The organism is Cellulosimicrobium cellulans, assembly GCF_007679345.1.
Lineage (GTDB): Bacteria > Actinomycetota > Actinomycetes > Actinomycetales > Cellulomonadaceae > Cellulomonas > Cellulomonas cellulans_A.
The window spans coordinates 246,900-270,706 of the sequence record NZ_VEGH01000007.1 but is presented as its reverse complement, the minus strand read 5'-3'; the positions used below and the strand labels follow the sequence as shown (position 1 = coordinate 270,706).

Here is a 23,807-nt window from a genome sequence, read left to right as displayed (position 1 = left end):
ACACGAAACGACCCCCACCCGCTGGCGAGCGGAGATCAGTCAATTCGGCTGCTAAGGAAGCCACCCGACGGGGTCGGACGACTTCCGTATCAACCAAGACCCACCGACAACCGGACAACCACCCCCGAACGGGGACGACCACCCGAGCCGATGAACCATCTTGGCATCAACTACTTAGGCACACTGTTGAGTTCTCAAAGAACAGACGCGCATCCCCCACCCGCCCTCTGTCGAGGGCGACCGGCCGGAGGCTCGGTTCCAATCTACCAGAGTTCCTGGCCCGCGTTCCCGCGCCTTCCGGCGTTTCCTCGCGTTCCTGAACCCTACCAGAGCTTCTTTCCTGTCTTCACCGCTCGTTTACCGGGCGTTTCCGACGTTCCGAAACCCTACCAGGCTTTCCGACCCGCTTTGTCCGCGGTATTTCGCGGAGCAGACGAGAAGTCCCGGTCCGGCGCGACCGAGGAGGCGCCGAAGCGCCTGGAGGCCGTGCCGGGGGTTCGTCGTCCGCGGGACCAGCCATCGAGGTGACCCTCGGTGTCCGTTCCTCCCTGCCGGGCGACGAGGAGATACCCTACGCACGCCGTCCGACCCTCGTCAAACCGGCGGTGCAGGCGCTCCCCGCACCCCGTCCCACCTGGGCTTTCGCTCCCCGGCGGCCAGGGTGACCCTGTCGGTAGCACCGGGACCTCGGTCCCAGCACCCTCGCGCTGGTTCCACTGTGACCCACCTCCCGGGAGGGCGCAACCCGGGTGCCCGCGGAGGGCGCCCGGCGTCCGCGCGCCCGGCGTCCGCGCGCCCGGCGCACCCGGAGGCCGGCCGCCTGCACCGCGCCGCCGCACGTGCACGAGGGGCGCCCCGCACCCGGCGGACCGCCCCTCGTCGTCGACGACCGTCGACCTGCGCGCACGCGCGGTGCCCGGCACCGCGCGGACGGGTCAGGCCCCGGCCACCCGGGCCACCGCCAGCGTCCGCTTCCCGCGCCGCAGCACGAGGTACTCGCCGTGCAGCAGGTCGCCGGCCTCGACGACCGCGGCCTCGTCGGTGATCTTCCGGTTGTTGACGTTCGCCCCGCCCTCGGCGATCGCCCGCCGGGCCGCGCCCTTGCTGGCGACCAGCCCGGTGGCGGCGAGCACGTCGACCAGCGGGTCGCCGACCGCGACGTCCGCCGACGGCAGCTCGGCCACCGCGGCGGACAGCGTCGCGGCGTCGAGCTCGCCCAGGTCCCCGCCGCCGAACAGCGCCCGGCTCGCGGCGATGACCTTCTCGGTGGCGTCCACCCCGTGCACCAGCGACGTCACGTCGTAGGCCAGCGCCCGCTGCGCCTCCCGGGCGGCGGGGCGCGTGGCCACCGCCTCCTCGAGCTCGGCGATCTGCTCCCGCGTCCGGAACGTGAACACCTTGAGGTAGCCGATCACCTCGGCGTCGTCCTGGTTGAGCCAGAACTGGTAGAAGGCGTACGGGCTCATCATCTCGGGGTCGAGCCAGATGGCGCCGCCCTCGGACTTGCCGAACTTCGTGCCGTCGGCCTTGGTGATGAGCGGCGTGGTGAGCGCGTGCACCGACGCGTGCTCGGCCTTGCGGATCAGCTCGACGCCCGACAGCAGGTTGCCCCACTGGTCGTTGCCGCCGGTCTGCAGCGTGCACCCGTGCCGGCGGTGCAGCTCCAGGTAGTCCATGCCCTGCAGGATCTGGTAGCTGAACTCGGTGAACGAGATGCCCTCGTCGGACGCGAGCCGCCGGGCGACGGTGTCCTTGGCGAGCATCGTGCCGAGCCGGTAGTGCTTGCCGACCTCGCGCAGGAAGTCGATCGCGGTGAGCTCGCCCGTCCAGTCGAGGTTGTTCACCATGCGCGCGGGGTTGTCCCCGTCGAAGTCGAGGAACCGGCTGATCTGGGTCTGCAGGCGCTGCACCCACTCGGCGACGGTGTCCTTGGTGTTGAGCACCCGCTCCCCCGACATCCGCGGGTCGCCGATGAGGCCGGTGGCCCCGCCGACGAGGGCGAGCGGGTGGTGGCCGGCGAGCTGCAGGTGCCGCATGAGCACCAGCTGCACCAGGTGCCCGTGGTGCAGCGAGGGCGCGGTCGGGTCGAACCCGGCGTAGAAGGTCACCGGGCCGGCGTCGAACGCCTCGCGCAGGGCGTCGAGGTCGGTGGTCTGGGCGACGAGGCCGCGCCAGGCGAGCTCGTCCAGGAGGTGGGTCACGTCGTGCTCCTTGCATCGCGCGGCCGCGGGGCCGCACCGTCGGCGGAAGAGGTCATGCCGGCGTCGTCCCGCGCTGCGGGCTGCTTCCCGACGCCGGCCGGCGATACGCGGGCCGGAAGGCGGACACGGTGGGCTCGCCGGCGAGCCAGAACCGCCAGGGGTACCGGGCGGCGTCGCCGCCGGGCCCCGAGACGCCGACCCGCGGCCCGGTCGCGTGCGCGCCGACGACCGCGTCGGGGTCGCGGTGCACCACGATCCGTCCCCCGGGCTCCGTCAGGTCGGCGCCGTAGTCGGAGAGGTCCAGGCCGAGCGCGACCGCGAGCCGCGCCGGTCCCCGCGCGATCTGCCGGTCCGAGTCGACGACGCCCGAGCGCAGCCGCCGGTCGCGGGCGAGCTCCACGCCGTCGACGACCTCGCCCGCCCGCAGCAGCACCGCGGAGGCCGCGCCGGCGGGCCCGGTCACGACGTTGACGCAGTGGTGCAGGCCGAGGTGCCGGTACACGTACAGACGGCCGGGCTCGCCGAACATGACCGCGTTGCGCGCCGTGCGGCCGCGGAAGGCGTGCGACCCGGGGTCGGCCTCGCCCGCGTACGCCTCGACCTCGGTGATCCGGAGGGTCACGTCGCCCTCGTCGGACCGGACCGTCACGTAGGCGCCGAGCAGGTCGGGCGCGACGGCGAGCACCGGGCGGCCGAACCAGGTCCGCGCGGGTACGACGCCCGGCACGTCGCCGGGCAGGCCGGGCCCGGGACCCGGGAGCGACGCGGCGGGAACCGGAACGCCCGGGTCGCGGGGGGTCGCCGCGGGCGTCGCGGTCGCCGCAGGCGTCGCCGCGCGCGCGTCGCCCGCCCCGCTCCCCTCGACCGCCTGGCTCACCGGGCCATCCTGCCCCATGCGTCGACCCGCACGTCGGCGCGTCCACGGGTGCCCTCGCGGGCGTAGTGCGCCGCCTCGTCGCGCATCCACGTCCGCCAGTGCGGCAGCGCGTCCGCGCCGTCGCGCTCCAACCCGCGCGCCAGCCGGGTCGCGTCGTCGGCCTCGACCCACACCACCAGGGACAGGTCGGCCGCGCCCGCGCGCCGGCCCGAGCCGCAGCCCTCCAGCACGAGCACGTCGGGCACCGGCACGTCGACCCAGCCGTCGAACCGCCCGGCGTGCCAGTCGTACCGCTGGAAGCGCCCGGGCAGCCCGCGGCGCAGCGGCTCGAGCACCTGGGCGGCGAGCCGCGGCCAGAGGTCGCCCTCGAGCCCGGACCAGCCGGCGTAGAGGTCGTCCATGTGCACGACGTGCGCGCGCACCCCCGACTCGGCGCACCGGCGCGCGACCGATCCGGCGAGCGTGGTCTTCCCGGAGCCGGCCGGCCCGTCGACCGCGACCGCCCGCACGGGGCCCAGCCGCGGTGGCCGGGACAGCAGCAGGGGCACGAGCACGCCCGCGGCGTCCTCGTGCCCCTGCTGCGCGCGCGTCAGGTCCACGCGGCGATCGTGCCAGACCCCGCGGCGCCGTCGCGCCGCGAGGAGCGACCGCCGCGCGGCCTCACGCGACCGACGCGCGCAGCTCCGCCGCCCGGGCGCGCGCCCGGCCCAGCTGCTCCGCCACCCGCACCGGCGCCGTGCCGCCGTGCGCCGACCGCGACGCGACCGAGCCCTCGACGCTCAGCACCGACCGCACCTCCGGGGTGAGCGCGGGGTGGATCGCGGCGAGCTCGTCGTCCGTCAGCTCCCACAGCTCCACGGCCGGCTCGTGCTGCTCGCAGGCCCGGACGCACGCGCCCGCGACCTCGTGCGCCACCCGGAAGGGCACGCCCTCGCGGACCAGCCACTCGGCGATGTCGGTGGCGAGCGAGAAGCCCTGCGGCGCGAGCGACGCCATCCGCTCGGTGTCGAACCGCAACGTCGCGACCATGCCCGCGAAGGCCGGCAGGAGGACGGTGAGGGTGTCGACCTGGTCGAACACCGGCTCCTTGTCCTCCTGCAGGTCCCGGTTGTACGCGAGCGGCAGGCCCTTGAGCGTGGTCAGCAGCCCCGTCAGGTCACCCACCAGCCGCCCCGCCTTGCCGCGCGCGAGCTCGGCGACGTCGGGGTTCTTCTTCTGCGGCATGATGCTCGACCCGGTCGAGTAGGCGTCGTCCAGCCGGACGAAGCCGAACTCGACGGTCGACCACAGGATGATCTCCTCGGCCAGCCGGGACAGGTCGACGCCGAGCATCGCGGACACCCAGGCGAACTCGGCGACGACGTCGCGCGAGGCGGTGCCGTCGATCGAGTTCTCCACCGGCCCGTCGAACCCGAGGTCCGCCGCGACGGCCGCCGGGTCGAGGCCCAGCGACGACCCGGCGAGCGCGCCCGAGCCGTACGGGGACACCGCGGCGCGGCGGTCCCAGTCGGCGTACCGCTCGACGTCGCGCAGCAGCGGCCACGCGTGCGCCAGCAGGTGGTGCGCGAGCAGGACGGGCTGCGCGTGCTGCAGGTGCGTCCGCCCGGGCATGATCGCGTCGCCCGCGGCCTCCGCCTGCGCCACCAGGGCGTCGACGACGTCGAGGGTCAGCCCGACGATCGCGCGCGCCTCGTCCCGCAGGTACATCCGCACCAGCGTCGCGATCTGGTCGTTCCGCGACCGCCCGGCGCGCAGCCGCCCGCCGAGGTCGGCCCCGGCGCGCTCGATCAGCCCGCGCTCCAGGGCGCCGTGCACGTCCTCGTCCGACGCGGCGGCGACGAACGCCCCGGACGCCACGTCGGCCGCGAGGCGGTCGAGCGCGTCGAGCATCCCGGCCAGCCCCGCGTCGTCGAGCAGCCCCGCGGCGTGCAGCACCCGCGCGTGGGCCCGCGACCCGGCGATGTCCTGCGGCGCCAGCCGCCAGTCGAAGTGCGTCGACTTCGACAGGGCGGCCAGGGCGTCGGCGGGGCCGCCGGCGAACCGGCCGCCCCAGAGCGCGCCGGCCTGCTCAGGCACCGTCGATCCCGCCCTGCGTGCCGAGGTCCTCCGCGTTGCCGAACTTCACGTCGCGCGCGGCGGCGAGCTTGGACGACAGGCCGTAGATCTCGATGAACCCGCGCGCCGCCGACTGGTCGAACGTGTCGCCCGAGTCGTAGGTCGCCAGGTTGAAGTCGTACAGCGAGGTCTCGGAGCGGCGGCCGGTGACCGTCGCGCGCCCGCCGTGCAGCACCATGCGCACCTCGCCGGAGACGTAGCGCTGGGTGTCGTCGATGAAGGTGTCGAGCGACTTCTTCAGCGGGGAGAACCACTGGCCGTCGTAGACCAGCTCCGTCCAGCGCTGCTCGACCTGGCGCTTGAACCGGGCCTGCTCGCGCTCGACGGTGACGTTCTCGAGCTCCTGGTGCGCGGCGATCAGCGCGATGGCGCCCGGCGCCTCGTAGACCTCGCGGGACTTGATGCCCACCAGGCGGTCCTCGACGATGTCGATCCGGCCGACGCCCTGGGCGCCCGCGCGGCGGTTCATCTCCTGGATGGCCTGCAGCGGGGTGACCGGCACGCCGTCCAGCGCCACCGGGACGCCCTGGGCGAACGTGATGACGACCTCGTCGGCGACCGGCGGGAACGTCGGGTCGTCCGTGTAGGTGTAGACGTCCTTGGTCGGCTCGTTCCAGATGTCCTCGAGGAAGCCGGTCTCGACGGCGCGGCCCCACACGTTCTGGTCGATCGAGAACGGGTTGTGCTTGGTGGTCGCGATCGGCAGCTTCTTCCGCTCGGCGAACTCGATCGCCTTGTCGCGGGTCAGCGCCAGGTCGCGCACCGGCGCGAGGCACTTGAGGTCGGGGGCCAGCGAGGTGATGCCGACCTCGAACCGCACCTGGTCGTTGCCCTTGCCGGTGCAGCCGTGGGCGACCGTCGTGGCGCCGAACTGGCGGGCGGCCCGCACCAGGTGCTTGACGATGACCGGGCGCGACAGCGCGGACACCAGCGGGTACCGGTCGAGGTACATGCCGTTCGCGCGCAGCGCGGGCATGCAGTACTCGGCGGCGAACTCGTCGCGGGCGTCGGCGACGTACGCCTCGACGGCGCCGCAGTCGAGGGCGCGCTGGCGGATGACCTCGAGGTCCTCGCCGCCCTGGCCGACGTCGACCGCCACGGCGATCACCTCGGCGCCGGTCGCCTCGGCGATCCAGCCGATGCCCACGGAGGTGTCCAGGCCGCCCGAGTAGGCGAGGACGACGCGCTCAGTCATGTTCTTCTCTTTCGGTGTCGTGAGTGGTGCGGAGCGGGAGGGGGCGGACCGGCGCGTCAGCCGGTCGTCGCCAGCTCGAGGAACCGCGCGGCCAGCGCGGTGCCCTCGGGACCGTCGGCGCCCTCGCGGGCGATGACGAGGACGGTGTCGTCCCCCGCGATGGTGCCGAGCACGCCCGGGAGCACCGAGTGGTCGATCGCGGAGGCGAGGAACTGGGCGGCCCCGGGCGGGGTCCGCAGGACGACGAGGCTGCCGGACGCCTCGGCGGTGACGAGCAGCTCGGAGCACAGCCGGGCGAGCCGGGCGGCCAGCGCCTCGGCGTCGACCACGGGGGCCGGCGACCGGTCGCCGCCCTCCCCCGGCACCGCGTACGCGAGGGATCCGGCGGGCGTGCGGATCTTCACCGCGCCCAGCTCCACGAGGTCCCGGGACAGCGTGGCCTGGGTGACGGTGACGCCCTGGTGCGCCAGCAGGTCGGCGAGCTCGGACTGCGAGTGCACCGACTGCCGGGACAGCAGGTCCCGGATCAGCGCGTGCCGCGCGGCCTTGGTCGACGGCACCCGACCGGTCGTGGTGGCGGGCTCGTCGGCCCGGGCGGAGGCCGTCACGCGGCACGCTCCAGCAGCCAGGCCAGCAGCGCCTTCTGCGCGTGCAGCCGGTTCTCCGCCTCGTCCCAGACCACCGACTGCGGGCCGTCGAGCACCTCGGCGGTGATCTCCTTGCCCCGGTACGCGGGGAGGCAGTGCAGGACGAGCGCGTCCGGGGCCGCGAGGGCGAGCGCCGCGGCGTCGAGCCGGTAGGGCACGAACGGCCGCTCGCGCTCGGCGGCCTCGGCCTCCTGGCCCATCGAGACCCAGGTGTCCGTGGCGACGGCGTCCGCGCCGGTGACGGCCGCCGTGAGGTCGTCGGTCACCTCGACGGAGCCGCCCGTCCCCGCGGCGATCGCGGCCGCCGCCGACACCACCTCGGCCGCCGGCAGGTACGCGGCCGGGGTCGCGATCCGCACGTGCATCCCCGCGGTCGCGCCGCCCAGCAGGTACGACTGCGCCATGTTGTTCGACCCGTCGCCGGTGTAGGCGAGCGTGCGTCCGCGCAGCGCCGCGACGCCGCCGCGGTGCTGGGCGATCGTCAGCAGGTCCGCCAGGATCTGGCACGGGTGGAAGTCGTCGGTCAGCGCGTTCACGACCGGGACGCCCGCGTGCGCGGCCATCTCCTCGATCCGGGCCTGGGCGTGCGTGCGCCAGACGACCGCCGCGACCTGCGGGCCGAGCACCCGGGCGGTGTCGGGGATCGACTCCCGGACGCCGATCCGCGCCAGGTTGCCGTCGACCAGCAGCGGGTAGCCGCCGAGCTCGGCGACGCCGGTCGTGAACGACACCTGCGTCCGCAGCGTCGGCTTGTCGAAGATGATCGCGACGGCGCGCGGGCCGTCGAGCGGGCGACGGGCGAACCGGTCCGCGCGCAGCGCGAGCCCGAGCTCCAGGACCTCGGCCTGCTCGGCGGGCGACAGGTCGTCGTCACGCAGGAAGTGCCTCACGCCGCGCTCCCCAGGTCGTGCGGGAGCGCCGCGACGAAGTCGGTGAACGTCGCCGCCTGCTCGCGGGTGAGCACGTACGGCGGCGCGAGCCGGATGGTCTGCGGCGTGCACGGGTTGACGATGAACCCGGCCGCCAGCGCGCGGGACGCGACGTCGGCCGCCACCGGCGCGGTGAGCTGCACCGCGATGAGCAGCCCCTCGCCGCGCACCTCGGCGACCAGCGGGTGCCCGAGCGCGGCGATCTCCGACCGCCACCAGGCGCCCAGGTCCGTCACGTGCGCCAGCAGCCCGTCGCGCTCGATCACGCCGATGGTCGCCAGCGCCGCCGCCGAGGCGACCGGGTTGCCGCCGAAGGTCGTGCCGTGCTGGCCGCGGCCGAGCAGCGTCGCCGCCCGCTCGCCGTACGCGACGACCGCGCCGACCGGGAAGCCGCCGCCCAGGCCCTTGGCCAGCGTGACGACGTCCGGCCGGATGCCGCCGCCGAGGTGCGGGTGCTGGTGCGCGAGCCACGTACCGGTGCGGCCCATGCCGGTCTGCACCTCGTCGAGGATCAGCAGCGCGCCGTGCGCCGCGGTCAGCTCGCGGGCGCGCGCCAGGTACCCGGCCGGCAGCGGCAGCACGCCGGCCTCGCCCTGGATCGGCTCGAGGAACACCGCGGCGACCGTGTCGCCCGCGCCGTCGGCGAAGGCCGCCTCCAGCGCCGCGGTGTCGCCGAACGGCAGGAACTCGACCCCGCCGGGCAGCGGCTCGAACGGCTCGCGGTAGGCGGCCTTGGAGGTGAGCGCGAGCGCGCCCATCGACCGGCCGTGGAACGCGCCCTCGAGCGCGAGGACCCGGGTCCGGCGCACGCCGCCGGGGCCCTCGCTGTTGCGGCGGGCCATCTTGAACGCGGCCTCGTTGGCCTCGGTGCCGGAGTTCGTGAGGAACACCCGGGAGCCCTCGGGCGCGTCGGCGACGGCGAGCAGCCGCTCGGCCAGCGCGATCTGCGTCGGGCTCGCGAAGAAGTTCGAGATGTGGCCGAGCGTGCCGAGCTGCGCGGAGATCGCCGCGGTCAGCGTCGGGTGCGCGTGGCCGAGCGAGTTCACGGCGATGCCGCCGAGCAGGTCGAGGTAGCGGAACCCGTCCGCGTCCCACACGTACGGGCCCTCGCCGCGGACCAGCACGCGCTGCGGCGCGCCGAAGGTGTCCATGAGCGCGTGGCCGTAGCGCTCGGTCCAGTGGGCCACGGAGTCGGCCCCGGCCAGCGCGGCGGGGTCCTGCGGCTCCAGGTGCTGCTCGGTCACTCAGCTCACCTCGGGGACGTGGGGGACGGTCGGGGCGACCCGCGGGATCGGGGACGTGAAGGGCGAGGGGCTGGGCTCGTCGTCGGGCAGCACCATCGTGCCGATGCCGTCGGACGTGAAGACCTCGACCAGGATCGAGTGGGCCTGGCGGCCGTCGATGACGTGCGCGCGCCCGACCCCGCCCGTGACCGCCCGCCAGCAGGCCTCCATCTTGGGGCGCATGCCGGAGTCGAGGGACGGCAGCAGGTCGGCGAGCGCGCCGGCCCGGATCCGCCGCGCGAGCGAGGACCGGTCGGGCCAGGACGTGTACAGGCCCTCGACGTCGGTGAGGACGATGAGCTTGCGCGCGCCGAGCGCGACCGCCAGCGCCGCCGCCGCGGTGTCCGCGTTGACGTTGAGCACCTGCGTCGGGTCGTCGATGTCGGGGGCGACCGTCGAGACGACGGGGATGCGGCCCGCGTCGAGCAGGTCGTGCACGGCGCCCGGGTTCACCTCGACGACGTCGCCGACCTGGCCCACGTCGACCTGCTGCCCGTCGACCGTGGCCGTGCGCCGGCGGGCCTGCAGCAGGCCGCCGTCCTCGCCGGACAGCCCGACCGCGTACGGGCCGTGCGCGTTCAGCAGCCCGACCAGCTCGCGGGACACCTGACCCGTGAGGACCATGCGCACGACGTCCATCGCCTCGGGCGTGGTGACGCGCAGGCCGCCGCGGAACTCGGACTCGATGCCCAGCCGGTCGAGCATCGCGTTGATCTGCGGGCCGCCACCGTGCACGACCACCGGGCGCAGCCCGACCTGGCGCAGGAACACCATGTCCTCGGCGAAGGCGCGCTTGAGGTCCTCGTCGACCATCGCGTTGCCACCGTACTTGACCACGACGAGCGCGCCGGCGAACCGCTGCAGCCAGGGCAGCGCCTGGATCAGCACCTCGGCCTTCTGGTCGGGGCGCAGGTCGGTCCGCGTGTCGAACGCGTCGTCGTGCGGGGGCGGGGCGTCGAGGCTCATGTGGAGTACGCGCTGTTCTCGTGGACGTAGTCGTGCGTGAGGTCGTTGGTCCAGATGGTCGCCGCGGCGTCGCCGGCGTGCAGGTCGACGTCGACGCGCACCTCGCGGGCCGCGGCCAGGTCGACCAGGTCGCGCGGCTCGCCGACCCCGCCGGCGCGGCACACCTGGACGCCGTTGATCGACACGTCGAGCAGGGCGGCGTCGTAGGGCGCGACGTCCTCCGGCACCGTGCCGACCGCGGCGAGCACGCGGCCCCAGTTCGGGTCGTTGCCGAACACGGCGGCCTTGAACAGGTTGGAGCGGGTGACCGCCCGGGCGACGGCCACGGCCGCCTCCTCGGAGGTCGCGCCGGTGACCGTGACCGCGATGTCGTGCGAGGCGCCCTCGGCGTCGGCCACCAGCTGGCGGGCCAGGTCGGCGCAGGCCGCGGCCACGGCGGCGGCGAACGCCTCCGGGTCCGGCGTCACGCCGCTCGCGCCGGAGGCGAGCAGCAGCACGGTGTCGTTGGTCGACATGCAGCCGTCGGAGTCGACCCGGTCGAACGTGGTCCGGGTGGCGGCGCGAAGCGCGGCGTCGGCCTGCTCGGCGGTGACGACGGCGTCGGTGGTGAGCACCACGAGCATCGTCGCGAGGCCGGGGGCGAGCATGCCGGCGCCCTTGGCCATGCCGCCGACCGTCCAGCCGTCGCCGGCGACCGCGGCGGTCTTGCTGACGGTGTCGGTGGTCATGATGGCGGTGGCGGCGTCGGGGCCGCCTTCGGCGCTGAGGGCCGCGGCGGCGGCGTCGGTGCCGGGGAGCAGCAGGTCCATCGGCAGCCGCTCGCCGATCAAGCCGGTCGAGCACACCAGGACGTCCCCGGCGGACGTGCCGAGCACCTCGGCGACGTGCTCGGCGGTGCGGTGGGTGTCGAGGAAGCCCGCCGGGCCGGTGCACGCGTTGGCGCCGCCGGAGTTGAGCACCACGGCGGTCGCGACGCCGTCGGCCACCGCCTGCCGGGACCAGACGACCGGCGCGGCGACGACGCGGTTGGAGGTGAACACGCCCGCGGCGACCTGCAGCGGGCCGTCGTTGACGACCAGGGCGACGTCCGGCTTCCCGGACGGCTTGAGGCCGGCGGTGACCCCGGCGGCGCGGAAGCCGGCCGGCGCGGTCACGCCCGCGGTCTCGATGGCGGCGGTCACGGGGCGACTCCCTCGGTGGTGAGGCCGGTGCGCTCGGGCAGGCCGAGCGCGAGGTTCAGCGACTGCACCGCGGCGCCCGCGGTGCCCTTGACCAGGTTGTCCAGCGCGCACAGCGCGACGACCCTGCCGGCGGCCTCGTCGACCGCCACCTGCACCAGCGCGGTGTTCGCGCCGGTCGTGACGCCGGTCGTCGGCCACTCGCCCTCGGGCAGCAGCTCGACGAACGGCTCGGCGGCGTAGGCGGTCTCCCAGGCAGCGCGGACGGCGGCGGCGTCGGCGCCGGGCGTCAGCGGCGCGGTCACGGTCGCGAGGATGCCCCGGGACATCGGGACCAGCACCGGGGTGAACGACAGGCCGACCGCCGCGGCGCCGGCGACGCCGAGGTTCTGCTGGATCTCCGGGACGTGCCGGTGCGTCCCGCCGACCGCGTACGGCTGCGCGGAGCCGAGCGCTTCCGCCGCGAGCAGGTGGGTCTTGAGCGACTTCCCCGCGCCGGAGTACCCGACGGCCAGGACCGTGACCACGTCGGCCGGGTCGACGACGCCCGCGGCGACGCCCGGCTGGAGGGCCAGGGTCACGGCGGTGACGTTGCAACCGGGGACGGCGATCCGCCGGGCGTCCGCGAGCGCCGCGCGCTGGGCCGAGGGGGTCGTCTCCCCCGCGTGCAGCAGCTCCGGCATGCCGTAGGGCCAGGTGCCCGCGTGCTCCGTGCCGTAGAACCAGCGCCACGCCTCGGGGTCGGTCAGCCGGTGGTCCGCGCCGAGGTCCACGACCAGAGCCCCGTCGCCCCGGTCCGCGAGCGCCGCGGCGATCTCGCCGGACGCGCCGTGCGGCAGGGCCAGCACCACGACGTCGTGGCCGGCGAGCTCGTCGACCGAGGTCGGGGTCAGCACGCGGTCCGCGAGGCCGCGCAGGTGCGGCTGGTGCGCGCCGAGCCGGGTGCCGGCGTTGGAGTGGGCGGTGAGCGCGCCGATCTCGGCCTCGGGGTGGCCGAGCAGGAGCCGCAGGGTCTCGCCGCCGGCGTACCCGGAGGCGCCCGCGACGGCGACGGAGAAGGACATGTGCATGACCATACACCCGAGTGCACACTGATGCATCGAGGTGTCCGGCGGCGAGGCACCGCGGACACGCGCGCCGGGTCCCGGGGTCGCGGTGGCCGCCTGATCGTCCGTGACCACCCGATCCGTCGGGTGGTCAGGGGACGAACCGGTGGTGTGCCGGCGGCGGCTGGCCCGGCGCGTGCCCGTCCCCTGACGTGGCCGGAATGCCCGGGCGGGGCCCGTCGTTGCTGCTCGTATGCACGCGATCCTCGCCACCGAGCCGGGTGGACCCGACGTCCTCGAGCCCGACGAGATCCCCGACCCGCTGCCCGGTCCGCGCGACCTCCTCGTGCGGCTCAGCGCCGCGGGCGTGAACTTCATCGACACGTACCGGCGCAGCGGCGTGTACGCGATGCCGTTCCCGCACGTGCCGGGCTCCGAGGGCGCGGGGGTCGTCGAGGCCGTGGGTCGGGAGGTGCGGGACTTCGCGGTGGGCGACCTGGTCGCGTGGGCGTCGGCGCCGTCGTCCTACGCGGAGCTCGTCGTCGTGCCGGAGGCCGTCGCGCTGCGGGTGCCGGACGGGGTGGCCGACGAGGTGGCTGCGGCGCTGCCGCTCCAGGGCCTCACCGCGCACTACCTCGTGACCTCGACGTTCCCCGTCCTCGAGGGCCAGGACGTGCTCGTGCACGCCGGGGCCGGCGGCGTCGGCCTGCTGCTCACCCAGCTCGCCGCCGCGCGCGGCGCACGGGTCATCACCACCGTCGGCACCGCCGAGAAGGAGGCGCTGTCCCGCGCCGCCGGCGCGGCCGAGGTCATCCGGTACACCGAGCTCGGCGACCTGACGACCGAGCTGCCCGCGCTGGTGCGCGACCTGACCGGCGGCCGCGGCGTGCACACGGTCTTCGACGGCGTCGGCGCCACCACGTTCGACGCCTCGCTCGCCTCGCTGCGGCCCCGGGGCGGCCTCGCGCTGTTCGGCGCCTCCTCCGGGCCGGTCCCGCCGTTCGACCCGCAGCGGCTCAACGCCGCCGGGTCCCTGTTCCTCACCCGGCCGACCCTGGGCCACTACACCGCCACCCGGGACGAGCTGACCCGGCGGGCCGACGAGCTGTTCGCGGCCGTCGCCGCCGGCACCCTCGACGTCCGGGTCGGCGCGACCTACCCCCTGGCCGAGGCCGCCGAGGCGCACCGCGCGCTCGAGGGTCGGGCCACCACCGGAAAGGTGCTCCTGACCGCATGAGAGACCTGCACGTCGAGATCTGGTCCGACATCGCCTGCCCCTGGTGCTACATCGGCAAGCGCCGGTTCGCCGCCGCGCTCGCCGGCTTCGAGCACCGCGAGCACGTCCGCGTGACGTGGCGCTCGTTCGAGCTGCAGCCGGACGCCGAGCCGTCGACGGCCCACCCGGGGCTGACCGAGGCCCAGATGCTGTCCGAGCGCAAGGGCATGCCGGTCGACCAGGTGCGGCAGATGTTCGACCAGGTGACCGCCGTCGCCGCGTCGGTCGGCCTGGCGTACGACTTCGACACCGTGGTGCCCGCCAACACCTTCGACGCGCACCGGCTGGTGCACGTCGCCGCCTCGCTGGGCGGCGATCCTGCCGCGGCCGAGGTCGTCGAGCGGCTGATGAGCGCGCACTTCGAGCACGGGCGGGTCGTGGACGACCTGGACGTGCTGGTGGAGATCGCGGTCGAGGCCGGGCTCGACGGCGACGCCGTGCGCGCCGCACTGGCCACCGACGCCGGGGCGGGCGCCGTGCGCGCCGACGAGGCCGAGGCCGCCGCGCTGGGCATCCAGGGCGTCCCGTTCTTCGTCGCGGACCGCCGGCTCGGGCTCTCCGGCGCGCAGCCGGTCGAGGTGTTCGCGCAGCTGCTGTCCCAGGCGTGGGCCGACGCGAACCCGCCGCTGGCGATCCCGACCATCGCGGGCGCGGCGGACGCGGAGGCGTGCGGGCCGGACGGCTGCTGAGCCTCGGGGGGCGGGTCGCGGGCCGGGCGTCCGAAACGTCCACGACCCGCGCCCGCCGCGGCGCCTACGGTCGTCGCATGACACCGCAGCTGGACATGATCGGGCTGGTCGCGACCGACCTGCCGCGCACGCTCGCCTTCTACCGCGCCCTCGGGCTCGACCTGCCGGCGTCGGCCGACGCCGAGCCGCACGTGGAGGTCACGCTGCCCGGCGGGCTGCGGCTGGCCTGGGACACCGTGGACGTGATCCGGTCGTTCGACCCGGACTGGGCGCCGCCGACGGGCGGGCACCGGGCCGCGCTGGCCTTCCGGTGCGCCGACGTCGCCGAGGTCGACGCGACGTACGCGCGCATGGTCGACGCCGGGTTCACCGGGCACCTCGCGCCGTGGGACGCGGTCTGGGGTCAGCGGTACGCCGTGCTGCACGACCCGGACGGCACGGCGGTCGACCTGTTCGCCGACGCGGCCTGACCGCGCTGCCGGCCGGGCCGGGTGCGGGGCCCGGCCGGGCGCGGGCCCAGCCGAGCGCGGGACCTCCGGGTTCCGGCGTCACCCGCGCCGATCGGCGGGAGCGGCGCCGGAAGTCGTCGGTCAGGCGGAGGCCGCGGCCCCGGCGCGCCCGGCCGCGAGCGCCGCGGGCGACCGTCCGGTCAGCGCGCGCACCTCGCGGGACAGGTGCGGCTGGTCGGCGTAGCCCGCCCGCTGCGCGACCTCCGCCAGCGGGACGCCCGCGTCCAGCAGCGGCAGCACCCGCTGCAGCCGCAGCACGCGCCCGAGCGTCCGCGGGCCATAGCCGAACGCCGCGAGCGAGCGGCGATGCAGGGTGCGGGGCGTGACGCCGAGCCGGTCGGCGATGTCGGCGGCCGGCGTGGCGCGGGCGGCCAGACCGGCGACCACCGCGGTCTCGCGCGGCCGGCCGCCGCGTTCCGCCAGCAGCGGCGCGACCCGGCTCTCGAGGGCGGCTGCCCCGCCCGCCGCGACGGCGTCCGCCCACGGCCGCGCGGCCCGGGCGCCCCAGACGTCCGCGAGCTCCGGGCGCTCGTCACGGAGGGCGTCCGCGGGGACGCCGAGCAGGACCGGGGCGGCGCCGGGCGGCAGCCGGAGGCCGACCGCCGCCGCGCCCGCGGGGAGCGGCCCGGTCGGGTGCGCCCGGGTGTCCGGGCCGGCGACGAGCAGCCGGCCGCCGGACCAGACGAGGTCCATGCAGCCGTCGGGCAGCACGTCCTGGCCCGCCGCCGCAGGGCCTCCGGGGGCGGACGACGCCGCGGGCCGCGCCGGGTCCACCGCCGCGGGCGCGCCGGGCCCGGCCGGGGGCGCGGTCACCCACCACAGCACGGCACCCGGGACGCGGGTCGACGGTCGTTCGGCGTACACGTCCCGCAGCATCCCACCGGACGACGACACGGAGGCGACGACGACGGGCCCCCACCGCCGGAGCGGTCCGGCGGCGGGGGCCCGTCCTCGTGCGGGGCACAGGTCACTTCTTGACGGTGACCTTCACCGGCGCGCTCGTGCTGCCGGCGACCACGTCGGGCCGCGACGGCACGAACACCGCCGTGTACTCGTGCGCGCCCACCGAGGCGGTGCGCGGCACGGAGCCGAGCGCCAGGCCGAGCACCACCGGCGAGCGGCCGATCACCCGGTCGCCCTCCCGGAACTCGACCGTGCCGGACGGGAACCAGGTGCCCTCGACCCGGACCTGCGAGACCAGCAGCGTCGGCAGCCAGGTCCCGTAGGACTGGCTGCTGCGGCTCGCCGACAGCGTGACCGAGGACTCCTTGAGCTGCGGCTCCGGCTCCTGCGCGGCCGCCACCGTGACGGGCAGCGTCACGACGGTGCCGCTGGGGGCGGCGACCAGGGTGAGCACGTGCTCGCCGGCCGTCGTCCCCGCCGGGACCGTCACCGCGACCTGCGCCGCGCCGTCGGTCACCGTGGCCGAGCCGATCGACGCGCCGTCGAGCTGCACGTCGAGCGAGGTGTTGAGCGGCGAGCCCAGGCTGGTCAGGTCGAGGCCCGTCACCGGGAAGGCCAGCTCGGTCCCCGCGGTGACCTCGTCGGGCAGCGCCGGCACGCCGACCGCGCGCTCGTCGAACTCGGGCGACAGGCCCGGGTGCGCCTCGAGGTAGGCGATCCACGCGTCCCGGTCGATCAGGCCCGAGTCGGTGGTGCCGGAGCCCTCGGCGAACACCCGGAAGTTGTCGCCGCCCTGGGCCAGGAAGGAGAACGTCCCGATGCGGTACTCCGCCGCCGGGTCGAGCGCCTCGCCGTCGACGGTCACCGAGGTGATGCGGCTCCCCAGCGGCTGCGCCTCGTCGTAGGTGTACGTGACGTTGTCCGACAGGCCGAGCTGCAGGTACGGGCGGCTCGGGATCGTGCCGTCCGCGTTGGTCTGCCACTGCTGCTCGAGCATCGTGACGACCTGCTCGCCCGTCAGCGTCGTGGTCCAGAGGTTGTTCACGAACGGCAGGACCGCGTTGGCCTCGGCGTAGGTGATGGTGCCGTCGGGCGCGTACAGCAGCTCCGCCCGCAGGCCGCCGGGGTTCACGACGCCGATCTGCGCCCCGCCGCGGTCCGCGGAGGAGAGCGTCTCGAGCAGCGAGTCGGCGACCAGGTTGCCCAGCGTGGACTCCTTGGACCGGTCGTCGCGGGTGCCGCCCGTGTAGACCCCGTTCGTGTACGCACCGCCCGCGTAGGCGGTCGTGATGTCCGCGGTCACCGAGCCCTTGGGCTGGTTGCCGACCACGGCCGCCTCCGCCAGCGCGGCGTCGACGATCGTCTTGACCTCGGCGACGCGCGGGTACTGCGCCACCAGGGCCGCGTCGAGCTGCGCCTGGGTCTGGCCCGCCGCCGGGGCGACGCGCTTGACGTTCTCGCCGGTGAGCGCCGCCACCTCGTCGCTCGCGGGGTCGTACGTCAGCGTGACCTTGCCGATGTTCTCGCCGTAGGAGCCGGTCTGGACGATCGGGCGGGTCCACTCGCCGGAGGCCTCCGGCTCGGCGGGGCCGTACCAGGCGTACTGCTTGTGGGTGTGGCCGGTGAAGATGACGTCCACGTCGCCCGAGGTCAGCGTGGCGATGTCCGAGAAGGCGCCGCCCGCGGCGATCTCCTCCTCCAGCGTCGCGCCGTCCGGCGTGCCCGCGCCGGCGCCCTCGTGGTACTCGGCCACGATCACGTCGGCCTCGCCGTTGGCGTCGTCGCCGTCGGACAGCTGCGCGGCGACGCGGTTGACCGCCTCGACCGGGTCGCCGAAGTCCAGGTCGGCGATCCCGCCCGGCGTGACGAGCGTCGGGGTCTCCTGGGTGACGACGCCGATGACGCCGACCCGCACGCCGTCGACGTCGAGCACCGTGTACTCGTCGAGCGCCGGGTTCTCGGTGCCCTTCTCGTACACGTTCGCGCCGAGGTACGGCCACGCCGCGTTCGACCCGTCGGCGATCACGCGGTCGACCAGGTCGGCGTAGCCGCGGTCGAACTCGTGGTTGCCGACCGCGGACGCGGCCAGGTCGAGCGCGTTGAGCACGTCGATCGTCGGCTGGTCCTCGGCCACCGCGGAGGCGAACAGGGACGCGCCGATGTTGTCGCCGGCGGACAGGAAGACCGCCGCGCCGCCGTCTGCCTCGGCGGCCGCGCGCTGCTGCTCGACGGTCCCGGCGAACGCGACGGTGTTGGCGTCGATCCGGCCGTGGAAGTCGTTGATGTTGAGCAGCGTGAGGTCGACGGGACCGTCGGGGGTCGTGCCGGTGTCGCCGGCGGTCAGGCCGACCAGCACCGGGTCGTGGTCCGAGGACCGGTACGCGTCGGGCGCGTAGAACAGGCTGCCGTGCGCGTTGTAGCGGCTGTACTCCAGCGCCACCGACTCGCCCGCGTTGATGTTCCAGACGTCCGCGCCGGTCGCCCGGCCCAAGGCCGCGTCGTTGAGCAGCACGTGGTCCAGCGAACCGGACAGGCCCTGGTACGAGTAGGAGTACTCCCCCGCGTCGAGCGCCGTCGTCGCGTCGGTGTAGCCCGCCGCGTACAGCACCTGCAGCGGGTCCTCCTGGGTGTAGGAGTTGAAGTCGCCGAGCAGCGCGACCGCCTCGGCGTCGCCCTGCACCGTCGGCACCCAGTGGCGCAGCGCCTCGGCCTGGCGGACCCGGGACTCGTTGGACGCGCCCTGGCCGTCGCCGGTGTCGGCGTCGCCCGGCCACGGGCCGGCGGAGCCCTTCGACTTGAGGTGGTTCACGACGACGAACAGCTGCTCGCCACCCTCGGTCGGGACGAACGCCTGGCCGATCGGCTCGCGCGCGTTGCCGAACGCCTGGTCGTCGCCGGACTGCGTGCCGAGCGCGCGGGCGTCGCCCACGGTCTCGACGGCGGCCGGGCGGTAGATCAGCGCGTTGGTGATCAAGTCCTGCTCGGACGCGTCCGGCAGCTCCTTCGAGGACGGGACGAACGCCCAGGTGCCCTCGCCCGCGGCCGCGTTGAGCGCGGCGGTCAGCGTGGAGAGCGCCTCGTCGGCGACGCCGTCGACGGCGGCGGAGTTCTCGATCTCCATGAGGCCGACGACGTCCGCGTCGAGCGCGTTGATCGCGGCGACGATCTTGTCCTGCTGGCGCTGCAGGTCGGCCTGGTTCCAGGCCCCGCGCTGCGCGCAGCCCTCGCGGACGGTCACCGGGGTGCCCGCGCGGTCGGTGTACGGCACGCAGGACGCGGTGTCCGCGCCGAGGGTGGTGAAGTAGTTGAGCACGTTGAACGACGCGACGGTCACGTCGGCCTCGCCGACGCCCTCGGGCGCCGCGGTGCGGTCGTTCTCGAACGTGGCCGGGTAGCCGCCCGGGTTCGCCGCGTCGAGCGGCAGGGTCGGGCTGAGCTTCCACGCGCTGTTCCGGTAGTCGACGACCACCGGGTCGGTGAACGTGGCCGCCGCGCCGACGCGCACCGGGTTCTCCAGCGACACGTACGGCGGGGTGAGGCCGGAGTTCGCGGCCGACAGGAAGTTGGTGCTGGCACCGTCGTCGAGCACGACCCCGCGGGCCGCGTCGTCCGCGACGGCCGCGTCGTACTCCGGGGTGCCCGGGCGCGCGACCTCGGTCGGCTGGATCAGCGGCGTCGTCCCGGACGCCAGGCCGACCTCGCCGTACTGGTTGGTCGAGTAGGTGTTGGTCACCGTCAGGTCGCCCGACGGCAGGTAGAGCATCGACTCGAGGGTCTCGCGGGCGGCGTCGTCGGCCGGCCAGGCGGCCGTCACCGGCTCGACCGGTGCCGGCGCGTCGCCGAGCTGGACCAGGCCGGCGGCGCTGCCGACCGTGATCTCCGTCAGGCCCTGGTACTCCGACACGGCGCCGGTGACCTGGACGTGGTCGCCGATCGCGACCGAGCCCGCCGTGGCGCCCGAGAACACGAAGACCGCGTCCGAGGCGGTGCGGGCCGAGACGTCGGTGTCCCCGCCCGTGCCCGGCGTCTGGATGACGTAGCCGCGGTAGCCGCCGGTCGCGTAGACCGCGGTCACGACGCCGGACGTCGTGACCGTCTGGCCCGCGAGCGGCGACGCGTCGCCCGGGCCCTGGACCTCCGCGATGGTGTGGGTGTCCTCCGCCGCAGCCGCGGGGACCGCGGTCAGGGGTACCCCGACCATCGCCCCCACGGCGGCGAGGCTCGCCGCCCACCTGGTGCGTGTGCGTACAGCGCTCACCGATGTTCTCCGATCCCCCGGGGCGCTTCTGGCGCCCTCGTCAGCAGGCCGCATCACAGTCGTCACACAGCCGGCTGACAACGTATGGGCGGTATGTCCGGATACACAAGCACGAGCGGGGGACACGAAGGTTGCGATCGGGTGAACGCCGGGCTCACCTGCTGCTCCGGACGGGGCCGCGGTCCGGGTGGGCGCGCGCGCACCCACGACCCGGCCCGCCCGGGGCGGAGCGCGCTCAGCCCAGGTCCGCGCCGTTCGACGCGATCACCCTGCGATACCAGTCGAAGGAGTCCTTCTTGTACCGCGCGTAGCTACCCGCACCGGAGTCGTCGGCGTCGACGTAGACGAAGCCGTAGCGCTTGCTCATCTCGTTGGTGCCGCAGCTCACCAGGTCGATCGCGGTCCACGCCGTGTAGCCCATCACCTCCACCCCGTCCCGGATCGCCTCACCCATCGCCGCGATGTGGTCGCGCAGGTAGGCGATGCGGTACGGGTCGTGCACGACGCCGCACTCGTCCGGGCCGTCGTCGACCGCCCCGAGCCCGTTCTCCGTCACGAACAGCGGCAGCTGGTACCGGTCGTAGAGCCGGTTCAGCGTGATCTGCAGCCCGAGCGGGTCGACCGGCCAGTTCCACTCGGTCACCGGCACGTAGGGGTTCGGCTCGCTGTCGACGAGGTTGCCCGCCACCCGCTCCCCGGTCGGGTCGTGCTTGGCGACGTAGCTGCAGTAGTAGCTGAACGCGATGAAGTCGGCGGTGTTCTCCCGGATCCACCGTTCGTCCTCGGCGGTGATCTCCACGGCGATCCCGTTGTCCGCGAAGAAGCGGCGCAGGTACCCGGGATAGCGTCCGCGGGCCTGGACGTCCAGGAACGAGCAGTTGAGCTGGTCGTCCCGCAGCGCCGCGAGCTGATCGCGCGGGTCGCAGGTCGCGGCGTAGTTCTCCAACCGCGCGATCATGCAGCCGAACAGCGCTCCCGGCGCCACACGCCGACCGTGATGCAGGACCCGCGCCGCCGCGACGTACTGGTGGTGCAGGGCCGCGTACGTGGCGGTGCCGACGTCGGCCGAGCGGATGCGCTCCGTGAGCACGCCCGCACCGGTGTACGGGGAGAACACCGTCATGTTCGACTCGTTGAACGGGATCCAGTACCGGACCTCGTCACCGAACTCGTCGAGCAGGGTCGTCGCGTAGGTCACGAACAGGTCGATGGTCTCCCGGGACTCCCAGCCGTTGAGCTCGTCGACGACCGCGACCGGCATCTCGTAGTGGCTCATCGTCACCAGCGGCTCGATGCCGTGCTTCCGGCACTCGGCGAACACCCGGTGGTAGAAGTCCAGGCCCGCGCGATTCGGCTCCGCCTCGAAGCCTGTGGGGTAGATGCGAGGCCAGGAGATGGACATCCGGTAGACCCGCAGGCCCAGCTCGCCGAACAGGGCGATGTCCTCGGCGTAGCGGTGGAACAGGTCGGAGCCGCGGCGCTTGGGGAAGTTCCCCGCTGCGGTGCCGTCCTTGAACCGGTCGAAGTCCTCGGCGGTGACGTCCGACGTCAGTACCGTCAGGCCGGGGCGGTCCTCCCTCGGGTAGAACGGCACGACGTCGAACGAGCTCAGCCCTTTCCCGCCCTCGTCGTAGCCGCCCTCGACCTGGTTCGCCGCCGTGGCGGCGCCCCAGAGGAACTCCTCGGGAAAGGTGTGCGTCATGGTGCTCCTCCTGGTGATCGGCGACGAGGCGGTCATGCGACCCGCACCGCCGGCTCGGCCGACGACGCCGTTGCGCCGTCGATGGCGAACACGGGCGTCGTCGCCGTCACCCGGGTCCCGGCGGTGACCTGCCGGTCGACCGCGGCCCCGCCCGCAGCGGTCACCGCCAGCAGCACGGTGTCCTGGAGACCCGCCGCGCGGACCCGGTCGAAGTCGGCGACGACGATCTCCTGCCCCGCGACGACCTCGTGGCCTTCCGACACCGCCACCGCGAACGCGGAGCCGTCGAGCGTGACCGTGTCGATGCCCAGGTGCAGCAGGACCTCGACCCCGCCGTCGGTGCGCAGCCCGACGGCGTGCCGGGTCGGGCTGACCAGCACCACGGTTCCGTCGACCGGCGCGACGACCGATCCGCTGAGCGGGGCGATCGCGACGGTGGGGCCGAGCAGCTCGCTGCGGAACACCTCGTCGGGAACCGTCGCGGTGTCCAGCACCCGGCCGTCGACGACCGGGCTGCGCACGACCACCGGGTCCGGGGCGGCAGCGGTGGCGCCGTCCGTCGGCTCGTCGGCCGGCCGCCGCCACCAGAGGTACGTGATCGCAAAGCTCAGGCCGAACGCGACCGCCGCGCTGACCAGGACCGCGGCCAGCGTGCTGCCGTCCTGCGGCCGCACGTACGTCGGGATCGACAGCACACTGGGCATCGTGTAAGCGAACGCCCGCATCCCGAGGAGGTAGCCGAGGCCGCCGGCGACGCCGGTGCCGACCATCGCGGCGACGAACGGGCGCCGCAGCGGGAGGTTGACGCCGTACGTCGCCGGCTCGGTGATACCGAGGAAGGCCGTCATGCCGGTGGACAGCGCGCTGGCCCGCAGCGCACCCCTCCTGGCCCGGACGAACACCGCGATGGCCGCACCGGACATCGCGAGCGACTCCAGGAAGAACAGCGGGAGCAGCGAGTCGACGCCCGCGGAGCCGGTGAGGTTGCTCAGGATGATCGAGCCCAGCACGTGGTGCATCCCGGTCAGGATGAGGACGGGAAGCACGGCTCCCGTCACCGCGCTGGCCGCCACGCCGCTGGTGTCGAAGATCCAGGTCACGCCGTCGGACAGCAGCTCGCCGCCCCGGAACCCGAGCGGGGCGAGGAACGCCAGGGTCAGCGGGATCACAACCAGCAAGCTGACCAGCGGCACCACGACGACCTGGACCGCCTGCGGCACGACGCGCTCCAGCCCGCGCGACACCAGCCGGAGCAGCACCACCCCGAGCAGGATCGGGATGACCGAGGCGGCGTAGCTCATCAGAGGGATGTCGACGCCCGCGACGCGCAGGACGTCGCCGCCGTCGGCGAGGCCGTTCACCACCGTCGGGTACAGCAGACCGGCCGCGACCGGGATCGCCAGGTACTCGCTCACCTCGAGGCGCCGCGCTGCGGATACCGCGAGCAGGAAGGGCAGGAAGTAGAACGCCCCGTCGGACACGATGGTGAGCAGGTGCCAGACCGCGCTGTCGGCGGCGACCCAGTCGACCTGGTCGAGCAGCACCAGCAGGCTCTTGGCCAACCCCGCGCCGATCAGCGCCGGCAGGATCGGGACGAACACCGCGCCGAAGAACCCCACGACGGCGTTCAGGCCGGTGCCGAGACGCGCCCGGGCATCCTCCTTGGTCCGGACCCCGGGGCGGGGGGCCGCGGGTCGGTACCGGTCCCGGAACGCCGCGTACACCGCCGGCACCTGGGTGCCGACGACGACCTGGAGCTCATCGCCGCTGAAGGACGCGGCGATGACGCCGTCGATCGCGGCGATCCGGGTGGTGTCGACCGCCGACCGGTCGACCAGGACGAGCCGGAGGCGCGTCATGCAGTGCGAGGCCGTCCGCACGTTCTCGGGACCGCCGACCTCCTCGAGCAGGCGGGTGGTCATCTCGGCGTGATCCATGGCGGTGAGCTCCTTCGCTCGGGCGGGCGGGACGGGGGTCTCGGTGCCCCGGATGCACAACACCCCACCCCGTGCCGCTCGAACGGACGGGATGGG

At 74.6% G+C, this 23,807-nt stretch carries 18 protein-coding genes; 3 read left to right on the top strand and 15 right to left on the bottom strand.

All coding sequences use genetic code 11. The features are described 5' to 3' along the window. Positions 1–935 precede the first annotated feature (935 nt). From tyrS to argC, 11 genes are all read right to left on the bottom strand, one after another. Entirely contained in the window at positions 936–2,201 is a 1,266-nt protein-coding gene (gene tyrS, locus FS882_RS11780; RefSeq protein ID WP_158373231.1) for a tyrosine--tRNA ligase, read from the bottom strand. 52 nt (positions 2,202–2,253) lie between these two features. Then, a complete protein-coding gene (locus FS882_RS11775) occupies positions 2,254–2,940 on the bottom strand; it encodes a DNA-3-methyladenine glycosylase (protein ID WP_222848204.1) in 687 nt (228 codons plus the stop codon). A 134-nt stretch (positions 2,941–3,074) separates the two neighbouring features. Next, positions 3,075–3,677: a uridine kinase gene (locus tag FS882_RS11770; RefSeq protein WP_262348244.1), complete on the bottom strand. Its 603-nt coding sequence runs from the start codon at positions 3,675–3,677 to the stop codon at positions 3,075–3,077. Positions 3,678–3,738: 61 nt separating this feature from the next. Then, a complete protein-coding gene (argH, locus tag FS882_RS11765; protein WP_158373229.1) occupies positions 3,739–5,154 on the bottom strand; it encodes an argininosuccinate lyase in 1,416 nt (471 codons plus the stop codon). Continuing rightward, on the bottom strand, positions 5,147–6,388 hold the full coding sequence (locus FS882_RS11760; RefSeq protein WP_147793748.1) for an argininosuccinate synthase: 1,242 nt from the start codon (positions 6,386–6,388) through the stop codon (positions 5,147–5,149). Before FS882_RS11760 ends, argH begins: the two co-directional genes overlap by 8 nt. 56 nt (positions 6,389–6,444) lie before the next feature. Further along, positions 6,445–6,996 (bottom strand): arginine repressor, encoded by a 552-nt coding sequence (locus FS882_RS11755; protein WP_158373228.1) that lies wholly within the window; start codon positions 6,994–6,996, stop codon positions 6,445–6,447. Continuing rightward, positions 6,993–7,925: an ornithine carbamoyltransferase gene (gene argF, locus FS882_RS11750; protein WP_158373227.1), complete on the bottom strand. Its 933-nt coding sequence runs from the start codon at positions 7,923–7,925 to the stop codon at positions 6,993–6,995. Before argF ends, FS882_RS11755 begins: the two co-directional genes overlap by 4 nt. Continuing rightward, entirely contained in the window at positions 7,922–9,208 is a 1,287-nt protein-coding gene (locus FS882_RS11745; protein WP_262348243.1) for an acetylornithine transaminase, read from the bottom strand. The genes argF and FS882_RS11745 overlap by 4 nt, the downstream gene beginning before the upstream one ends. Next, entirely contained in the window at positions 9,209–10,213 is a 1,005-nt protein-coding gene (gene argB, locus FS882_RS11740; protein ID WP_158373226.1) for an acetylglutamate kinase, read from the bottom strand. Further along, a complete protein-coding gene (argJ, locus tag FS882_RS11735; RefSeq protein WP_262348242.1) occupies positions 10,210–11,394 on the bottom strand; it encodes a bifunctional glutamate N-acetyltransferase/amino-acid acetyltransferase ArgJ in 1,185 nt (394 codons plus the stop codon). The genes argB and argJ overlap by 4 nt, the downstream gene beginning before the upstream one ends. Next, positions 11,391–12,461, bottom strand: a complete 1,071-nt coding sequence (gene argC, locus FS882_RS11730) for an N-acetyl-gamma-glutamyl-phosphate reductase (protein ID WP_262348253.1) — start codon at positions 12,459–12,461, stop codon at positions 11,391–11,393. The genes argJ and argC overlap by 4 nt, the downstream gene beginning before the upstream one ends. Before the next feature lie 229 nt (positions 12,462–12,690). Here argC and FS882_RS11725 point away from each other — a divergent pair, with 229 nt between their 5' ends. The 3 genes from FS882_RS11725 to FS882_RS11715 all read left to right on the top strand — a co-directional run bounded on the left by FS882_RS11725 (position 12,691) and on the right by FS882_RS11715 (position 14,872). Continuing rightward, positions 12,691–13,674 (top strand): quinone oxidoreductase family protein, encoded by a 984-nt coding sequence (locus FS882_RS11725; protein WP_158373224.1) that lies wholly within the window; start codon positions 12,691–12,693, stop codon positions 13,672–13,674. Next, positions 13,671–14,402: a DsbA family oxidoreductase gene (locus FS882_RS11720; RefSeq protein ID WP_158373223.1), complete on the top strand. Its 732-nt coding sequence runs from the start codon at positions 13,671–13,673 to the stop codon at positions 14,400–14,402. Before FS882_RS11725 ends, FS882_RS11720 begins: the two co-directional genes overlap by 4 nt. Positions 14,403–14,479: 77 nt before the next feature. Continuing rightward, positions 14,480–14,872, top strand: a complete 393-nt coding sequence (locus FS882_RS11715) for a VOC family protein (protein WP_158373222.1) — start codon at positions 14,480–14,482, stop codon at positions 14,870–14,872. 120 nt (positions 14,873–14,992) lie between these two features. Here FS882_RS11715 and FS882_RS11710 read toward each other — a convergent pair whose 3' ends face one another. From FS882_RS11710 to FS882_RS11695, 4 genes are all read right to left on the bottom strand, one after another. Continuing rightward, positions 14,993–15,775 (bottom strand): helix-turn-helix transcriptional regulator, encoded by a 783-nt coding sequence (locus tag FS882_RS11710; RefSeq protein ID WP_158373221.1) that lies wholly within the window; start codon positions 15,773–15,775, stop codon positions 14,993–14,995. A gap of 103 nt (positions 15,776–15,878) precedes the next feature. Then, positions 15,879–20,015, bottom strand: coding sequence for an ExeM/NucH family extracellular endonuclease (locus FS882_RS11705; RefSeq protein WP_262348241.1), 4,137 nt, complete (start codon positions 20,013–20,015; stop codon positions 15,879–15,881). A gap of 292 nt (positions 20,016–20,307) precedes the next feature. Continuing rightward, positions 20,308–21,774 (bottom strand): glycoside hydrolase family 1 protein, encoded by a 1,467-nt coding sequence (locus FS882_RS11700; RefSeq protein ID WP_158373219.1) that lies wholly within the window; start codon positions 21,772–21,774, stop codon positions 20,308–20,310. 32 nt (positions 21,775–21,806) lie between these two features. Continuing rightward, positions 21,807–23,711, bottom strand: coding sequence for a glucose PTS transporter subunit IIA (locus tag FS882_RS11695; RefSeq protein ID WP_158373218.1), 1,905 nt, complete (start codon positions 23,709–23,711; stop codon positions 21,807–21,809). Positions 23,712–23,807: the final 96 nt, after the last annotated feature.